This is a genomic window from Actinosynnema sp. CA-299493 (assembly GCF_050946825.1).
GTDB lineage: Bacteria > Actinomycetota > Actinomycetes > Mycobacteriales > Pseudonocardiaceae > Actinosynnema.
Genome location: NZ_CP191993.1, coordinates 8,342,355 through 8,358,651, shown reverse-complemented (window position 1 = coordinate 8,358,651; position 16,297 = coordinate 8,342,355). Strand labels below are relative to the sequence as shown.

General features: G+C 72.8%; 12 protein-coding genes. 5 read left to right on the top strand and 7 right to left on the bottom strand.

Annotated elements, in window-relative coordinates:
- Positions 1 to 70: 70 nt before the first annotated feature.
- Together ACQPYE_RS35755 and ACQPYE_RS35750 are read left to right on the top strand one after the other, a co-directional pair.
- Entirely contained in the window at positions 71 to 1,441 is a 1,371-nt protein-coding gene (locus tag ACQPYE_RS35755; protein WP_498717533.1) for an FAD-binding oxidoreductase, read from the top strand.
- 15 nt (positions 1,442 to 1,456) lie between these two features.
- Positions 1,457 to 2,692: a class I SAM-dependent methyltransferase gene (locus tag ACQPYE_RS35750; protein WP_498717532.1), complete on the top strand. Its 1,236-nt coding sequence runs from the start codon at positions 1,457 to 1,459 to the stop codon at positions 2,690 to 2,692.
- Positions 2,693 to 2,745: 53 nt separating this feature from the next.
- On the opposite strand, the gene ACQPYE_RS35745 is transcribed toward ACQPYE_RS35750, so the two are convergent.
- Positions 2,746 to 3,582, bottom strand: coding sequence for a S1C family serine protease (locus tag ACQPYE_RS35745; RefSeq protein ID WP_498717531.1), 837 nt, complete (start codon positions 3,580 to 3,582; stop codon positions 2,746 to 2,748).
- Positions 3,583 to 3,627: 45 nt separating this feature from the next.
- Positions 3,628 to 5,739 carry a putative bifunctional diguanylate cyclase/phosphodiesterase gene (locus ACQPYE_RS35740; RefSeq protein ID WP_498717529.1) on the bottom strand — a complete coding sequence of 704 codons (2,112 nt, stop codon included), beginning with the start codon at positions 5,737 to 5,739 and terminating at the stop codon, positions 3,628 to 3,630.
- Positions 5,740 to 5,994: 255 nt separating this feature from the next.
- On the opposite strand from ACQPYE_RS35740, the gene ACQPYE_RS35735 reads away from it, so the two are divergent.
- Complete coding sequence (locus ACQPYE_RS35735; protein ID WP_498717528.1) at positions 5,995 to 6,864, top strand: NAD(P)-dependent oxidoreductase; 870 nt, start codon at positions 5,995 to 5,997, stop codon at positions 6,862 to 6,864.
- Between the two features lie 91 nt (positions 6,865 to 6,955).
- Here the strand turns inward: ACQPYE_RS35735 and ACQPYE_RS35730 are convergent, their stop codons facing one another.
- Genes ACQPYE_RS35730 through ACQPYE_RS35720 form a run of 3 tightly spaced genes read right to left on the bottom strand, consistent with a single transcriptional unit; the run spans position 6,956 to position 9,769 of the window.
- Positions 6,956 to 7,720 carry an ESX secretion-associated protein EspG gene (locus tag ACQPYE_RS35730; RefSeq protein WP_498717526.1) on the bottom strand — a complete coding sequence of 255 codons (765 nt, stop codon included), beginning with the start codon at positions 7,718 to 7,720 and terminating at the stop codon, positions 6,956 to 6,958.
- A complete protein-coding gene (locus ACQPYE_RS35725) occupies positions 7,717 to 9,393 on the bottom strand; it encodes a PPE domain-containing protein (RefSeq protein ID WP_498717525.1) in 1,677 nt (558 codons plus the stop codon). The genes ACQPYE_RS35730 and ACQPYE_RS35725 overlap by 4 nt, the downstream gene beginning before the upstream one ends.
- A 13-nt stretch (positions 9,394 to 9,406) precedes the next feature.
- Positions 9,407 to 9,769, bottom strand: a complete 363-nt coding sequence (locus ACQPYE_RS35720; protein WP_498717524.1) for a hypothetical protein — start codon at positions 9,767 to 9,769, stop codon at positions 9,407 to 9,409.
- 234 nt (positions 9,770 to 10,003) lie between these two features.
- Here ACQPYE_RS35720 and ACQPYE_RS35715 point away from each other — a divergent pair, with 234 nt between their 5' ends.
- Positions 10,004 to 12,709, top strand: coding sequence for an AfsR/SARP family transcriptional regulator (locus ACQPYE_RS35715; RefSeq protein ID WP_498717523.1), 2,706 nt, complete (start codon positions 10,004 to 10,006; stop codon positions 12,707 to 12,709).
- A gap of 135 nt (positions 12,710 to 12,844) precedes the next feature.
- Here ACQPYE_RS35715 and ACQPYE_RS35710 read toward each other — a convergent pair whose 3' ends face one another.
- Positions 12,845 to 14,500, bottom strand: coding sequence for an FAD-binding dehydrogenase (locus ACQPYE_RS35710; RefSeq protein ID WP_498717522.1), 1,656 nt, complete (start codon positions 14,498 to 14,500; stop codon positions 12,845 to 12,847).
- A gap of 69 nt (positions 14,501 to 14,569) precedes the next feature.
- On the opposite strand from ACQPYE_RS35710, the gene ACQPYE_RS35705 reads away from it, so the two are divergent.
- Complete coding sequence (locus tag ACQPYE_RS35705; protein ID WP_498717521.1) at positions 14,570 to 15,043, top strand: cupin domain-containing protein; 474 nt, start codon at positions 14,570 to 14,572, stop codon at positions 15,041 to 15,043.
- A gap of 379 nt (positions 15,044 to 15,422) precedes the next feature.
- Here the strand turns inward: ACQPYE_RS35705 and ACQPYE_RS35700 are convergent, their stop codons facing one another.
- Complete coding sequence (locus tag ACQPYE_RS35700; protein WP_498717519.1) at positions 15,423 to 16,253, bottom strand: hypothetical protein; 831 nt, start codon at positions 16,251 to 16,253, stop codon at positions 15,423 to 15,425.
- Positions 16,254 to 16,297 lie beyond the last annotated feature (44 nt).

The following is a 16,297-nucleotide window of genomic DNA, read 5'->3' as shown; positions in this document are numbered from 1 at the left end:
CCGTCGGTAACTTGCGGACGCGGGAAATTTGGGGGTGCTGATCAAGCTCCGGCGGCCTAACGTCGGTGCCGTGAGGGATCACCGGCAGGTCCAGGAGTCCGACCACGAGCGGGCCGTGGCCGCGTTGCGCGGTCAGTACGCGGCGATTCCGGCCGGCGCGCCGGTGCGGCTGGCCAAGTCGACGTCGAACCTCTTCCGGTTCCGCGCCGACCAGTCCGGCGGCCTCGACGTCGCCCGGTTCGACCAGGTCCTGTCGGTGGACGCCGACGCGCGGACCGCGCAGGTCCAGGGCATGACGACCTACGAGCACCTGGTCGACGCCACCCTGCCGCACGGCCTCGTGCCGCTGGTCGTGCCGCAGCTCAAGACGATCACGCTGGGCGGCGCCGTGGCGGGCCTGGGCATCGAGTCCAGCTCCTTCCGCAACGGCCTGCCGCACGAGTCCGTGCGCGAGCTGGAGGTCATGACGGGCGACGGCGAGGTCGTGGTCGTCGGTCCGGAAGACGATCTCTTCCGCGGGTTCCCGAACTCGTACGGCACGCTCGGCTACACCCTGCGGCTGGAGATCGAGCTGGAACCGGTGAAGCCGTACGTGCGGCTGCGGCACCTGCCGTTCGCCGACGCGGCCGAGTGCGCCCGGGTGCTCGCCGAGATCTGCGCCGACGGCTCCTACCAGGGCGAACCGGTCGACTTCGTGGACGGGACGGTGTTCTCCGGCACCGAGCAGTACGTGACGCTGGCGAACTGGTCCGACACCGCGCCGTTCACGTCGGACTACACCGGCAACCAGATCTACTACCGGTCCATCCAGCGGCGCAGCGTCGACTACCTGACCGTGCGCGACTACCTGTGGCGGTGGGACACCGACTGGTTCTGGTGCTCACGCGCGTTCGGCGTGCAGCACCCGGTCGTGCGGCGGCTCGTGCCCAAGCGGTACCTGCGGTCGGACGTGTACCGCAAGGTGGTGGCGTGGGACCGGCGGCACAAGCTGTCCGACCGGTTGAGCAAGGCGGTGCAGGAACCGGTGATCCAGGACGTGGAGATCCCGGTGGACCGGCTCGCCGAGTTCCTGGACTTCTTCCACCGGGAGATCGGGATCAGCCCCGTGTGGCTGTGCCCGGTGCGGCTGAGGACCCAGGCGGACGGCAGCCGGACGGCTTGGCCGCTGTACCCGATGGACCCCGAGGTGCTGTACGTCAACGTCGGCTTCTGGTCGACGGTGTCGCTGCGGCCCGACGAAGAGCTGGGCAGCCGGAACCGGCTGATCGAGGACAAGGTCACCGAGCTGGGCGGGCACAAGTCCCTGTACTCCGACTCCTATTACGGGGAAGAGGAGTTCTGGGACAACTACAGCGGCCCGACCTACCAGGACCTGAAGAAGCGGTACGACCCGGCGGGCAGGCTGCCCGATTTGTACGCCAAGTGTGTCCTCCGTAGGTGAAGGGAGCCGGGACCAATGCGGTTGGCGGAGGTGTTCCAGCGGGCGGTCGGAGGCGGCGCGTCCGTGCGGTTCAGCGCGTACGACGGCAGCCATGCGGGGCCGGCCGACGCGGGTGTGAGCATCGAGGTGCGCACACCGGAAGCGCTGTCGTACCTGGCATCGGCGCCGGGTGAGCTGGGTTTGGCGCGCGCGTACGTGACCGGGCACCTGGAGATCATCGGTGACGTGTACGGGGCGTTGAAGCAGCTCTCCGAGATCTCGTTGCGCGAAGTGCCCTGGGGTGAGCGGGTGGAGCTGCTGGCCACGCTCGGGCGCACCAGGTTGGGATCGAGGATCGAGGTGCCGCCGCAGGAGCGCCGGTTGCGCGGCCTGCGGCACTCGAAGGCGCGCGACCGCGAGGCGATCGCGCACCACTACGACGTGTCGAACACGTTCTACGAGTGGGTCCTCGGTCCGTCCATGGCGTACACGTGCGCCGTGTACCCGACCGCCGAGTCCACCCTGGAGGAGGCGCAGTTCGCCAAGCACGACCTGGTGGCGCGCAAGCTCGGGCTGAAGCCGGGGATGCGGCTGCTGGACGTCGGCTGCGGCTGGGGCGGGATGGTCATGCACGCCGCGCGCGAGTACGGCGTGCGGGCGCTGGGCGTGACGTTGTCCCGCAACCAGGCGGAGTGGGCGCAGAAGGCGATCGTGGAGGCGGGCCTGTCGGACCTGGCCGAGGTGCGCTACCTCGACTACCGGGACGTGCGGGAGACCGGGTTCGACGCGATCAGCTCGATCGGCCTGACCGAGCACATCGGCAAGGCGAAGCTGCCCGCGTACTTCCGGTCGCTGTACGGCAAGCTCAAGCCGGGCGGGCGGATGCTCAACCACTGCATCACCCGGCCGGACAACAAGCAGCCGGCGCGGACCGGCGGGTTCATCGACCGGTACGTGTTCCCGGACGGCGAGCTGGTCGGGCCTGGTCACCTCGTGTCGCTGATGCACGACACCGGGTTCGAGGTCCGGCACGAGGAGAACCTGCGCGAGCACTACGCCATGACGTTGGCGGGGTGGTGCGAGAACCTGGAGAAGCACTGGGACGACGCGGTGTCCGAGGTGGGCATCGGTCGGGCGCGGGTGTGGCGGCTGTACCTGGCCGCGTCCCGGTTGGGCTTCGAGCGCAACAACATCCAGCTGCACCAGGTGCTCGGCGTGAAGCTCGACGGCACCACGTCGCACATGCCGTTGCGCCCGGAGTGGCTCGGCTGACGTTCCCGGCGGCGTGCGGTCCCCGACCGCGCGCCGCCGGGCGTGCCCCCTGCTCACAGCCGGTCCACGAGCTGCCGCACCTGGTTGGACGGGATCGCGAAGCCGATGCCCACGCTGCCCGCCTGACCGCCGTCCGACGCGGGCGAGTAGATCGCCGAGTTGATGCCGACGACCTCGCCGGCCGCGTCGACCAGCGGCCCGCCCGAGTTGCCCGGGTTGATCGACGCGTCGGTCTGGATCGCCTGGTAGCTGACCGTCGACGACCCGCGCCGGCCGGTCGACGTGCCCGGCACGGTCACCGTGCGGTCGAGCGCGCTGACGATCCCCGACGTCACGGTGCCCTGGAGCCCTTCCGGCGACCCGATCGCCACGACCTCATCACCGATCTTCACCTGGTCGGAGTCGCCGAACTTCGCCGGCGTGAGCCCGCTCACCCCCGACGCCTGCACGACCGCCAGGTCGCTCGACGCGTCCGCGCCCACCACGGTGGCGTCCACGGTCCGCCCGTCGCTCAACGTCACCGTCACCTGCTGCGCGCCCGCCACCACGTGGTTGTTGGTCAGGATGCGCCCGTCCGCGCTCAGCACCGCCCCGGACCCGAGGCCCTGCCCCTGCGCCGACACGACGTTCACCTGCACCACGCTCGGCAGCACGCGCGCCGCGACGTCCGAGACGTCCACAGTGGATGACGCGTTCGACGCGACCTGACCGGTTACCGGCGCCTGCGCGGCGGGTGAGGCGTTCATCGCGCCGACCACCCCGCCGGTGGCACCGCCGAACACCCCGGCGGCCAGCGCCGCCGAGGCCACGACCGCACCGGTCCGGCGCCGCCACAACGGCGCCCGCTCCGCCAACGACCCGCGCACGGCGGGGAAGTCCTCTGTCGTCATGACCCCAGCGTCGACCCCGACCCTGTGCGCGCCCTGAGCGCCGGGTCAGGACTTGCCAAGAATCCCGCGGACCTGGTCGGCCGTCAGCAGCGCGGAGCCGAACAACGGCCCCTGCGCGCCCGTCACGCCCAGCTCCACCAGCCGCCGCGCCTCGAACCGCGTGCGCACACCCGCCGCGAACAGCGGCAGCCCCAACGTCCGCGACCACGTGAGCAGCGCCACGGCCGCGCTCTCCTCGACCGGGTCCGCACCCTCCGCCAGCCCGCGCACCGGCGAACCCTGGAACTTCACCGCGGTCAGCGGCAACCGCCGCAACCGGTCGATCGGCACGTTGCCGCCGCCGACCTGGTCGAGCACCAGCCGCACGCCGTGCCCGGCCAGGTACGTCAGCTCGTCCACCTGGTCCTCGTTGATCAACGCGGGCAGCTGCTCGCCCAGCTCGAACTGGAGCAGCCGGGCCGGCAGCCCGCCCTCCCGCAACGCCTGCCGCACGGTCGCCACCAGCTCCGGCTCCTGGCACTCCCGGGCGGTCAGGTCCATGCTCAGCACGGGCGCGGCGTCGCCGAACTCGGCGTGCCACCGGCCCCCGTCGGCGCACGCCTGCGCGATGGCCCACTTGCCCAGCCGCGCGGCCATCCCGGTGCACGTCGACAGCGACACCAGCTGCTGCGGGTCGAGCACGCCCTCCGTCGGGTGGTCCCACCGCAACCGCGCCTCGACGGCCAGCAGCGCGCCGTCGGCCAGCGAGTGCACCGGCTCGTAGCCGACCCGGAACTCGCCCTGCTCCAGCCCGCCCGCGATGGACGCCGCCAACCGCATCCGGGCGCGTTCCCGCTGGTCGCGCTCCTTGTCGTAGAGCGCCCACTGCGCCTTGCCGTCGTCCTTGGCCCACCGCACGGTCAGGTCGACGCACCGCAGCAGCTCGGCCGCGTCCGCACCGCGCGCGGACCGCACCACGATGCCGACGCTGGCGGTCACGCCGATGCCGTCGTCCCCCACCCACACGGGTTCGGCCAGCCGCTCGACGGCGGACTCGGCGAGCGACACCACCGTCGCCACGTCCACCGGCTCGTGGATCAGCACGGCGAACTCGTCCGGTCCGATCCGGGCGAGCTTCCCGACCTCGTCGAACACCGACCGCAGGTGCCCGGCGACCGCGGTGAGGATCCGGTTGCCGACCTCGTGCCCGTACGCGTCGTTGACCACCCGGAAACCGTCGAGGTCGAACACGACCAGCGCGAGGGTGGCGGGGCCGCGGGAGCCGACCGCGCTCTCCAGCCAGCCGACGAACTGCGACCGGTTGGCCAGGCCGGTCTGCATGTCGTGCAGGCTCTGGCGCACCAGTTGCGTCTGCAGCGCGCGGACCTCGTCCAGGCTTTCGATCATGGTGACGTAGAAGGCGGGCGTGCCGTCGTCGTCGCGCAGGAGGGCGAGGGCGATGAGCACGTTGACGAGTTCGCCGTCGGCGCGGACCAGCCGGGTCTCGGCGCGCACGTGCTCGTGGCCGTTGTGCAGGCGCTCGGCGACGCGCGAGATGACCTGTCGTTCGTCGGGGTGGAGCAGGTCGCGGCCGTACGTCCCGACCAGTTCTTCGGCGGTGCGGTCCACCATGGCGAGCATGGCGTCGTTGCAGTCGAGGATCACGCCGTCGGCGTCGGAGACCGTGATCGCCAACGCCGAGGTCTGGAACACGGCGCGGAACTTCGCCTCGCCCGCTCGCACCGCGGATTCGGCCGATCGGGTCGTTCTCAGCTCGTGGTGCTGTTCCTGCTCGTCCAGCGAGCGCTGGCACAGCGCGTCGGTGAACCCGGCGGCCAACGCGCCCAGCACGGCCATCAGGCGGCGGGGTTCGACGTCGGCGGCCAAGTGCTCGCCGACGAACGCGAGCGTCCGCTCCAGCGTCTCCGAGGCGGCCAGGCCGTGCTCGACCAGGCCGCGGCCGACCTCGCGCGCTCGCGCCGTCGACCCGTCGTCGCGGACGGCGGCGTGCAGGGTGGCGGTGAGCCCGGTGAGCAGGTCTCCCAGTCGCTCGTCGGGGGCGTCGCTGGAGGCGTCGGCGGAGGCGTCTGCGGGCGTGGCGCCGGTCGTGGCGGGCGGTGGGTCGGCCGGCGTCGGTGGCGTCCCGATGGCCGTGGCCCATTCACGTGCGAATGCCACCCGGGATTGCCCGGGGTCGTCATCGAGTCTCGCCGCGCCTGCCGCTGTCATGTGGCTCTGGGTGCCATTCGTCGCTCCGACGTGCGCATTTCCTGGCCATTGTCACTCGAATGGGGTAATGCGGACCACTGGTCCCGGTCAGCTTACCGACCACCGGTCGCCATTCGGCAAGGCTATCGGCGCTGGTCTTCAGCGGGCCGTGATCTTCGCCGGCGGCTTGACCTCCAGTTAAGCGGAGGTCTTAGCGTCCGGGACATGGCTGTGACTGTGCTGGGTCTGGGGGAGATGGGGAGCGCGCTCGCCGCGGCTTTCCTCGACGGCGGGCAGCGGACCACGGTGTGGAACCGCTCTCCGGGCAAGGCGGACGCGCTCGTCGCCAAGGGCGCGGTGGGTGCGGCATCGGCGGCGGAGGCCATGGCCGGTGGTGATCTCGTGGTGGTGAACGTGAAGGGCAACGACGCGGCGCGGTCGATCCTGGCGTCGGCCGGGTCGTTGGCGGGGCGGGTGGTGGTGAACCTGACCGACGGGACGTCCGGTGAGGCGCGTGAGGTGGCGTCGTGGGCCGTGGACCGCGGTGCGGAATACGTCCACGGGCAGATCATGACCATCGCGCCGGCAATCGGGCACCCGGATTCGGTGGTGTTCTACGGGGGTGGTGAGAGCGCTTTCAAGCGTCACCGCGAGGTGTTGTCGTTGGTGGGCGGTGGCGGGAGGTTCCTGGGTGACGACGCGGGCGCGCCGGCGCTGTTCGGGATGGCGATGAACGGCACGATGTGGGGCACGCTCAACGGGTTCCTGCACGCGGCGGCGTTGTTGTCGAGCCAGGGCGTGGAGGTGCGGCGGTTCGTGGCGGAGGCGGCGGCGTCGTTGACCGGGCTGCTCGGCTACCTGCCGTCGTTGGCGGAGGAGGTGGACCGGGGCGAGTACGCGGTGCCGTTCGGCGGGGTGAAGCACCACCTGCCGGCCGCGGACGACCTGGTGCGGGAGAGCCTGGAGCGGGGGATCGACGCGGAGTTCCCGTCGTACACGCTGCGGCTGCTGCGCGGCGTGGTCGAGGCCGGGCACGGTGACGACAGCTACTCGCGGCTGGTGGAGCGGTTCCGAGCCGGGTCGACGGCGTCCTGAGCGTTCAACTCGGGGTACGCGAACGTAGGACACGGTCGTTCTGGACGTAGGACACGCGCGGGGTGGGCGGGCGAGTCCTACGTCCGGGTCGTCAGGAGACGGTGGAGAGGACGGAGGCGATCCGGGTGGCGATGCGGTCGTTGTCGGTCGGGGCGAGGCTGAGCCAGCCGTCCTCGTGGACCATCAGGTACCGGCCCTGGTGCGTGTCGAACCACGTGATCAGCGCGCCGGCCCGGGCACGGCGGTAGCCGCCGCCCACGGTGACCCCGAACTGGCCGCCCGCGACCCGGCTCGTGGCCAGCTCGCTGACCACGGTCGCGTCCTCGCGCGACAGCCCGGCCTTCTGCAACGCCTCCCGCTCGTCCAGCTCGCCGCTGCCCCACGGGTCGTCGTCCTCGTCGTCCGGCTGCTCGTTCTGCAGCGCGACGGCCGCGTTCAACGTCTCCAGCCGCAGCGACAACGCGCTGCCCGGCCCCGCGGACCCGTCCGGCAGCACCTCGACGATCGACCTGGCCAACGCCGTCGGCCGGATCTCCAGCACCCCGATCGAGCCGCTGTCGACCACCGCCAACGCGGCCCGCGCGCCGTCGGACACCGCCACCGCGCGCACCGACCGATCCACGTGGGCGACCGCGTCCACGGCAACCTCGTGGTTGCCGAGCAGCCGGAGCAGCCCCAGCAGGCGGGGGTCGGGCTCGCCGTACGCGGCGAGCACCTCCTCCCGCAACCGCTTGCGCTCCTCCTCGGAGTCGCCCACGCTCGGCACGTCCAGCGGGTAGGGCAGCCGGCCGAGGTCGAGGTGGCTCCACAGCACGTCCAGCTCGTGCGGCGTGAGCACGAACTCGGGCTCGATCACGGCTGGTCGCCCTTCTTCTTCGGCGGCTTCGCGCCGCCGATCACCGACGGGGGCAGGTTCTCACCCGGCACCTCGAAGATGTCCTCGCCCCGGATGTACGCCGCGGCGCGGTGCTCCTTGTCCTCGCCCTGCTGGCCGCCGGCCGGCGCGCCACCCATCGGCGCGCCACCCGCCATCGGGGACGCCGCCGCCGCGCCGCCGGGGCCGAAGCCGCCGCCGGGCATCGGGCCACGCGCGCCCGGACCGCCGACCGCGCCGGTCGAACCGCCCGCGGCCAGCGAGCCACCGCCGCCACCCGCGCCGGCGGAGCCGGTCGGGCCGAAGCCACCGGCGCCGCCACCGCCGAAGCCACCGGGGGGCATGCCGCCGCCGGGCATCCGCGCACCGGGCGCGCCGCCGCCGCCACCGGCACCGCCGCCCGCGCCACCACCGGCACCGCCACCGCCACCGGACGAGCCGGGCAGCGGAGGCGTGCCGGGGCTGCCGGCCGGGACGTAGCTCGGCGGCCGCACGCCGGGCGGCAGGGTCCCGCCGCCCTGGCGGGGCACCGCGTTCGGGTTGGCCGGCTGGTACGGCGGGACGTAACCGCTGCCGGGCGGGGTGTAGCCGCTGTTGGCCGGCGGCGTGTAGTTGTAGCCACCGCCGCCACCGCCGCCGCCACCGGACGACGGGGTGTACGGGTTCGCCACCGGCACCTGGGCCGCCGCCGCTGCCGCCGTCGTGCCCTCGGGCCGGTACATCGGCTGCGGCGGCGCCGGGGCCGCCGCGCCACTGGCGTACGTGCCGCTGCCGTAGGAGCCGGGAGCCGACGGGTACGACGCCGCGGCGGGCGAGTACCCGGACGGCTGCGTCGCGGGCGTCGACTGCGCCGGCTGGTACGCCTGCGCCGGCTCCACCGACCGCATCGCCTGCATCTGCTGGGCCGGCTGCGACGCCGTGTAGGCCGAAGGCGCCGTGGCGCCGCCCGAGCCGCCCAGGGCGTCCGCGCCCGCGCCCGCCAGCGTGGCGGTCGACGCGGACCGCAGCATCGCGAGCTGGGGCTCCTCGGTGCGGCCGGTGACCGGGTTGAACGGCGCGCTGAACTGCGGCGTGGTCTGGTCGACCGCCTGCGACTCGCGCTCCATCGTGCTCATGACCGTCACGGCGTGCTCGTGCAGCGCCCGCGCGTGGTCGTTGGCCGCCTGCACGTCGGCGGCGGAGCTGGCCAGGCCCTGGATGCCGCCCGCGGTGAACACGCCGGTGGCCTGGTCCCAGTTGAACTCGACCGGCTCGGGCATGGAGGCGCGCGCGTTCTCCATGATCTGGCTCTCGTCCTGCACCCGCTTGCCGACCTCGACCGCGGTCTCGGCGGTGTGCGTGACCCAGTCGGCCAGGCCCTTGATCGCGAGCCGCGCCGCGTCCGCCGCGTCGCCCGTCCAGCCGGACTCGCTGACCGCGACCCGCTCGTTGATCAGCCGGGCGGCCTCGGTCAGCTCGGTGCCGAACTGACCCCACTCCGCGCCGATCTCACCCGTCTGACCGGGGTCGTTGTTGTTGTGCACCGACTCGTACAGCTCGCGGTGCGACCGGGACGCCCAGTTCTGGGTGTCGGTCAGCACCAGGTCGATCTCACGTTCTTCCCGGGCCAGCCGCTTCACCTGGTCGGCCCGCAGTTCCACGCGCTCGGTCGCCATCGTCGCCAGCCCCCTAGTTCCCGCTCAGCCTGCGCAGCTCGACGCTGCTCTCGTCGTCGACCTCGGTGAAGTTGCGGATCGCGTTCCGCACCGAGTCGTGCGTCTGCTGGAGCACCTCGCGGTAGGCCGTCATCACGGCCACGAACGACCGCGGGTCGCCGTCGGCGCGCGCCTCGAACTTCATCGCCAGCCGGTCGCCGACGGGGTTGCGGCCGATCGGCGCGGGACGGGCCAGCCGGCCGGCGCGCTCCAGCCACGAGTCGACCTGGTCCATCTGCTCCAGGAGCATCTTGCGCAGTTCCTCGCCGGTGGCGGGATCGAGTGACACCCGGCCGGAGTTCACGGTCTCCTGGAGGGCCACGACCTGACCGTTCACGGTCGGGACCTCCTGGGGCGGGGCCACTTCATCCCCGTTTTCGGCGATGTACATCGGTATCCCTCGCGAAGGCAGCCTGCTGGACGAAACCCACCATCCCCGGGTCCTCCAACGCCCGGCCAACGCGCGCCCAACGCGGTCCGCCGGAATGCGGTGACGACTGTGGGAAACTCTTCGACTACACGGTGACAACGCCGAAAGGGCTTGCGGATGCGGGTGAACCTGCTTGGCCCCGTGGAGCTGGTTTCCGCAGGTGGAGAGGCCGTTCGGCTGGGCGCGGCCAAGCGGCGGACGGTCCTGGCGGCGCTCGCCCTCGAACTGAACCGCGTGGTGTCCGGCGACCGGCTGCTGGAGCTGGTGTGGGACGGCTCACCCCCGCCGCAGGCGAAAGCCGCCCTCCAAGGACATATCGCCCAACTGCGCAAGGTCCTCGCCGGGGGTGTCGCGCTCGTCACCCGCGCGCCCGGCTACGTGCTGACCGGCGAACGCGCGGCCGTCGACGTGTTCCGGTTCGAGGACCTGCTCGTGAGCGCGCGCACGGCGTCGGACGACGAGGCTGTGCGGCTGCTGCGGGAGGCGCTGGCGCTGTGGCGCGGCCCGGTGCTCGCCGACGTGCCGGGCGACCAGCTGCGGGAGGCGGTGTCGGCGCGGCTGGAGGAGCTGCGGCTGGTGGCCGTGCAGGAGCTGGCGACCCGGCTGTCGCGGCTGGACCGGGCGGCCGAGGCGGTGGCCGGGCTGCGGGACGCGGTGGACTCGAACCCGCTGCGCGAGGCGCTGGTGTCCCGGTTGGTGCTGGCGCTGCACTGGACCGGGCGGCAGGCCGAGGCGCTGGCGCTGTTCCACCGGACGCGGGAGCGGCTGGCCGACGAGCTCGGCGTCGACCCGGGTCCGGAGCTGCGCGAGGCGTACCAGACCGTGCTGGCGGGCGACACCGCGCCGTCGGCGCCGGTGGACCGCGCGCCCGCCCAGCTGCCCCGCGAGCACCGCGGGTTCGTCGGGCGCGAGGAGGAGCTGTCGGACCTCGGCGCGACCCTGATCGGGCAGGACTCGGCGATCGGGCTGCTGGTGGGTCCGGCGGGGGTCGGCAAGACGGCGTTGGCGTTGCGCTGGGCGCACCGGGTGGCGGGCGACTTCCCGGACGGGCAGCTGTTCGTGAACCTGCGCGGGTTCGACGAGACCGAGCCGCTCGACCCGCGCACTGCGCTGGTGGGGTTCCTGCGGGCGCTGGGGCTGACCGACTCGCAGATCGCGGTGGACCTGGAGGACCAGGCCGCGCAGTACCGGTCGCTGCTGGCCGGGCGGCGGGTGCTGGTGTTCCTGGACAACGCCCGGTCGGCCGAGCAGGTCCGGCCGCTGCTGCCCGGCTCGGCGCGGTGCCTGGTGCTGGTGACGAGCAGGCACCGGCTGGACGACCTGGTGGTGACGGAGGGCGCGTCGTCGCTGCACGTGCCGACGTTGCCGGAGTCGAGCGCCGAGGACCTGCTGACCGCGGTGCTGGGCCGGCAGCGGATCGAGCAGGAGCCGGACGCGGTGGCGGAGCTGGTCGAGCTGTGCGACCGGCTGCCGCTGGCGCTGCGGATCGCGGGCGCGCGGTTGGCGTCACGGCCGCGGTGGACGATCCAGTCGCTGGTGGACGAGCTGCGCGACGAGCAGGGCCGGCTGTCGGCGTTGTCGCTGCCGGAGGCGGGGCGCGGTGTGCACGCGGCGCTGGCGGTGAGCTACCGGGAGCTGCCGGAGGGCGCGGCGCGGCTGTTCCGGCGGCTGGGCCTGCACCCCGGGACGGACCTGGACAGCTACACGGCGGCGGCGCTGCTGGACATCAACGTGGTCAGCGCGCGGACGCACCTGCGGACGCTGGCGTACGCGAACCTGCTGCACGAGTCGACGCCCGACCGCTACTCGCGGCACGACCTGGTGCGGCTGTTCACCCACCACCTGGCGGCCACCGAGTCCGAAGTGGACAACCAGGTGTCGACCAGCCGGCTGCTGGACTACTACCTGCACGTGGCGGACCGGGCGCGGGCGCACCTGTCCGACCACGTGCGGCCGTTCGGACCGGCCGAGCACCGGCCGGCGTCGTTCCCGGAGCTGTCGTCGCACGCGGCGGCGCTGGACTGGTTCACGCTGGAGGAGGCGAACCTCGGGCTCGCGCTGGACATCGCGGTGAACGGCGGGCAGCGCGAGCGGACCTGGCAGCTCGCGCTGTGCCTGGACGCGTTCCACTTCCGGCGCGGCAACCGGCTGGACCGGTTGGCGCTGTGCCGGATCGGGTTGGCGGCGGCGCGGTCGTTGGGCGACCGGCACGCCGAGGCGACGTTCCTGCTGCGGCTGGGCTCGACGCTGGCCGACCTGGAGCGGATCGACGAGGCGATCGAGGCGTGCACGCGCGCGGCGGCGTTGGCGGACGGCGACCGGCACCTGGAGCTGGCGGCGCTGGCGAACCTCGGGTACTGCCTGATGGCGGACGACCAGCTGGACCGGGCGCAGGAGACGATCCTGGAGGCGCTGGAGGTGGCGCGGGAGGTCGGCGACAACCGCTCGCAGGCGAGCATCCAGAACAACCTGGCCAACGTGCTGCTGCGCAAGCACCAGCCGGAGGAGGCGTTGCGGCACGCGACGGAGGCGCTGGGCCTGTTCCCGTCGGCCCCGTCGAAGGCCCACACGGCGACGCTGCACACCGTGGGCGCCGCGTCCCAGCAGCTGGGCCGTGCCGACGAGGCGCTGGAGTCCTACCGCGCCGGGCTGGCGCTGGCGGCCCGCCTGGGCGACCGCTACCAGGAAGCGCTGTGCCACCGCGCGATCGGGGACGTCCTGGAGCAGTCGGAGGGCCCCGCCGCCGCCCGCCCGCACTGGCTGGCCGCCCTGCACCTGTACCGCGACCTGCGCCTGGCCGACGCCGACGACCTGGCCCGCAAGCTGGACCTGACCACCTACCCGTGACGCCCTGAGCGTTGAACTCTCGCGTTCCGAACGTAGGACTCACGCGAGAGTCCTACGTTCGCGTCGCGCGTGTCCTACGTTCGGAACGGGCGTGTCCTACGTTCAGGTACCCCGAGTTCAACGTTCGGGTCGGGGTCAGCCGGTGGCCTCGGCCGCCGCACGTCCGGCCACCCGGCCGGAGAAGATGCAGCCGCCCAGGAACGTGCCCTCCAGGGCGCGGTAGCCGTGGACGCCGCCACCGCCGAAGCCGGACGCCTCGCCGGCCGCGTAGACGCCGTCCAGCGGGGTGCCGTCGGACTTCAGCACCCGTGCCGACAGGTCGGTGTGCAGGCCGCCCAGGGTCTTGCGGGTGAGGACGGACAGCCGCACGGCGATCAGCGGGCCGGCCTTGGGGTCCAGCAACGGGTGCGGCTCGACCACGCGGATCAGCTTGTCCGTGATGAACTTGCGCGCCTCGCGCATGGCGTTGACCTGCATGTCCTTGCCCAGCCCCGAGATCACCTGCCGGTCGCGCTGCACGATGGTCCGCCGCAGCGCCTCCGCGTCGATCAACGACGTGCCGGTCAGCTCGTTCATCCCGGCCGCCAGCTCCTCCGGCGTGCGGCCGAAGATGAACTCCTCCGACCGCTTCGCGAACTCCTCGACCGGCGCGACCGCGCCCGGCATTGCCCGCTTCAGCACCGCCTTGACGTCCTTGCCGGTCAGGTCGGGGTTCTGCTCCGACCCGGACAGCGCGAACTCCTTGCCGATGATCTTCTGGTTGAGCACGAACCACGAGTAGCCGTGGCCGGTCTTGACGATGTGCTCCAACGCGCCCAGGGCGTCGAACCCCGGGAACAGCGGGATCGGCAGCCGCGAGCCGGTCGCGTCCAACCACAGCGACGACGGCCCCGGCAGGATGCGGATGCCGTGCCTGTTCCACACCGGGGCGTAGTTGGCGATCCCCTCGGGGTAGTGCCACATCCGGTCTTCGTTGACGATCTCGCCGCCGGTGTCCTGCACGACCCGCAGCATCTCGCCGTCCACGTGGTCCGGCACGCCCGACAGCATGTGCGCCGGCGGCGTGCCCATGCGGGCCGGCCAGTTGCGGCGCACCATCTCGTGGTTCGCGCCGATGCCGCCGGAGGTCACGACCACGGCCTGCGCGCGCAGGTCGAAGTCGCCGGACACCACCCGTGAGCTCGGCTCGCCCCGACCGGCCGCGCTGACCTCCAGCACCTCGCCGCGCACGCCGTCCACCGCGCCGCCGGTCGTGGTCAGCCCGGTCACGCGGTGCCGGAACTTCAGCTGCACGAGCCCGCGCGCCACGCCCTCGCGCACCCGCCGCTCGAACGGCGCCACGATGCCCGGCCCGGTGCCCCACGTCACGTGGAAGCGCGGCACGGAGTTGCCGTGCCCGTCGGCCAGGTACCCGCCGCGCTCCGCCCACTGCACGAGCGGGAACCAGCGCACGCCCATCGCGTGCAGCCACGACCGCTTCTCGCCGGCCGCGAAGTCCACGTACGCCTCGGCCCACCGACGCGGCCAGTGGTCGGCGTCCCGGTCGAACGCGGCCGAGCCGAGCCAGTCCTGCAGCGCGAGCTCCGCCGAGTCCTTGACCTTCAGCCGCCGCTGCTCCGGACTGTCCACCAGGAACAACCCGCCGAACGACCAGAACGCCTGACCTCCGAACGAGGCCTCCGGCTCCTGGTCGAGCAGGATGACCTTGCGACCGGCGTCGACCAGCTCGGCGGTGGCGACCAGGCCCGCCAGGCCGGCGCCGACGACGATGACATCAGCGTCATGGGGCATCGGGCGAGTCTAGATCGAACCGCGACGGCGGACGAGAGCTGAAGAAGATTCACTTTAGGGAGTGTGACGATGTCGTACACGGGGGACGTCGGCGAGGTCAGCGCGGTGTGGCGGCCGGTGGCGGAGGCGCCGATCATCGACCGGCCGCTGACCCAGGCCAGGCTGGTCGGCACGGGCGACGTCACGCGCGGGCAGTTCGGCTTGTTCGAGTGGCGGATGGAGCCGCGCGCGGGCGGCCCGGCGGCGCACTTCCACAAGACGTTCTCGGAGTCGTTCTACGTGATCTCCGGAACGGTCCGGTTGTTCAACGGCGAGACGTGGGTGAACGCGGTCGCGGGCGATTTCCTCTACGTGCCCGAGGGCGGCGTGCACGCTTTCCGCAACGACGCCGACGAGCCCGCGTCCATGTTGATCCTCTTCGCCCCCGCGCCACCGCGCGAGGAGTACTTCCGGGAACTGGCCGAGATCGCCGGATCCGGGCGGCGGTTGACCTCGGACGAGTGGACCGAGCTGTACGCCCGGCACGACCAGTACATGGTCTGAGCTGCGACTGCGGCGGAGTAAAAGACCGTCGGCCGTTCGGTGGGGGAACCGTCCGGCCGACGGCGGTCGGGCGTGCGTGGGCGCACCTGCAACGTCTCGGGGAGAGGTGCCGCGCGGGCCTGGGGGGAGGTGGCCCGCGGGCCTGACGTCCGGTGCGGCGTCCACGTGCCGACCAGTAGTAGAACGGGCGGTGACCAGCGGGTGTTCCCCGGACGGGGCGGGGGTGGCGGGGGTCACGGGGAGTGTCGGCGAGGCCCGTTCCGGACGTGTCGGCGAGGTCCGTTCGGGGGTGCCGGTGCAGCCCGTTCGGGGGATGTCCCCGTGGGTGTGGAGGGCGGCGTGGGCGGCGTGGGTGTGGAGGGCGGCGAGGGGCGACGTGTCAGGCGTCGCCGCGCAGCTCGGTCATCCGGGCTTCCGCGCCCGTGAGCTTGTTCCGCGCGATCTCGGCCCGGCGCTTCGCCTTCGTCAGCCGGTTCGCCGCTTCCTGCTCCGCCTGTTGCGCCCGGCGCAGTTCGGCGCGCAGCGTGGCCGTGTGCTCCTCGCGCTCGGCCAGGGTCTGCTCCGCCTCCGTGACGACCGTGTCGGCCTTGCGCACGTCCGACTGGGCCGCGCTGATGTCGTCACGCGCCCGCGCCAGGTCCCGTTCCCGCCGTTGCTCACGGCGTGGCGCCAGGTCGTCGCGCACCGGGGTCGCGGTCTCGCTCAGCGGGCCGAAGCCGGACTGCTCCACCGGCTTGACCAGCCGGCCGGCCCGGATGCGCGCGCCGAGCACGGCGTCGGCCAGGGCGGCGGTCAACGTGGTCCGCACCTGCTGCACGGCGTCCGGCCCGAGCGGCTGGCCGGCGTGGCTCGCCAGCACCTCCACCCGTCGCACGAGCGCGCTCAGCACGGCCCGCCGACGCGCGCTCAACTGCCGCAGCGCGTTCCCCCGCAACTCCTCCTGCGCGGCACGCAGCTCGTCACCCAGGGCGAGCGCCTCGGTCAGGTCGGACGCGTCCTCGCGCGCCAGCAGGTTCAGCGCCCACGCCGACGCGGTCGGCTTGCGCAGGACCGAGACCTGCTTGGCCAACGCCTTGTCGCCGCGGTCGGCGGCCAAGCGGGCGTGGGCGTCCCTGGCCGCGACGAACTCCGCCGGCGGCAGGGCGTAGAGCTCGTCGGCTATCCGGTCGATCGGCGCGGTGTCCACGATGTCGACCAGTGTCCTCGCCATCGCGTTGATGTGCGATTTGTTACGGATTTCCCACGCTTCCGGAT

Bases quoted from the DNA above. Each gene is read 5' to 3' on its own strand.
- ACQPYE_RS35750 (WP_498717532.1), top strand. From the start codon at position 1,457: ATGCGGTTGGCGGAGGTGTTCCAGCGGGCGGTCGGAGGCGGCGCGTCC.
- ACQPYE_RS35745 (WP_498717531.1), bottom strand. From the start codon at position 3,582: ATGACGACAGAGGACTTCCCCGCCGTGCGCGGGTCGTTGGCGGAGCGG.
- ACQPYE_RS35735 (WP_498717528.1), top strand. From the start codon at position 5,995: ATGGCTGTGACTGTGCTGGGTCTGGGGGAGATGGGGAGCGCGCTCGCC.
- ACQPYE_RS35725 (WP_498717525.1), bottom strand. From the start codon at position 9,393: ATGGCGACCGAGCGCGTGGAACTGCGGGCCGACCAGGTGAAGCGGCTG.
- ACQPYE_RS35710 (WP_498717522.1), bottom strand. From the start codon at position 14,500: ATGCCCCATGACGCTGATGTCATCGTCGTCGGCGCCGGCCTGGCGGGC.
- ACQPYE_RS35705 (WP_498717521.1), top strand. From the start codon at position 14,570: ATGTCGTACACGGGGGACGTCGGCGAGGTCAGCGCGGTGTGGCGGCCG.
- ACQPYE_RS35700 (WP_498717519.1), bottom strand. From the start codon at position 16,253: ATGGCGAGGACACTGGTCGACATCGTGGACACCGCGCCGATCGACCGG.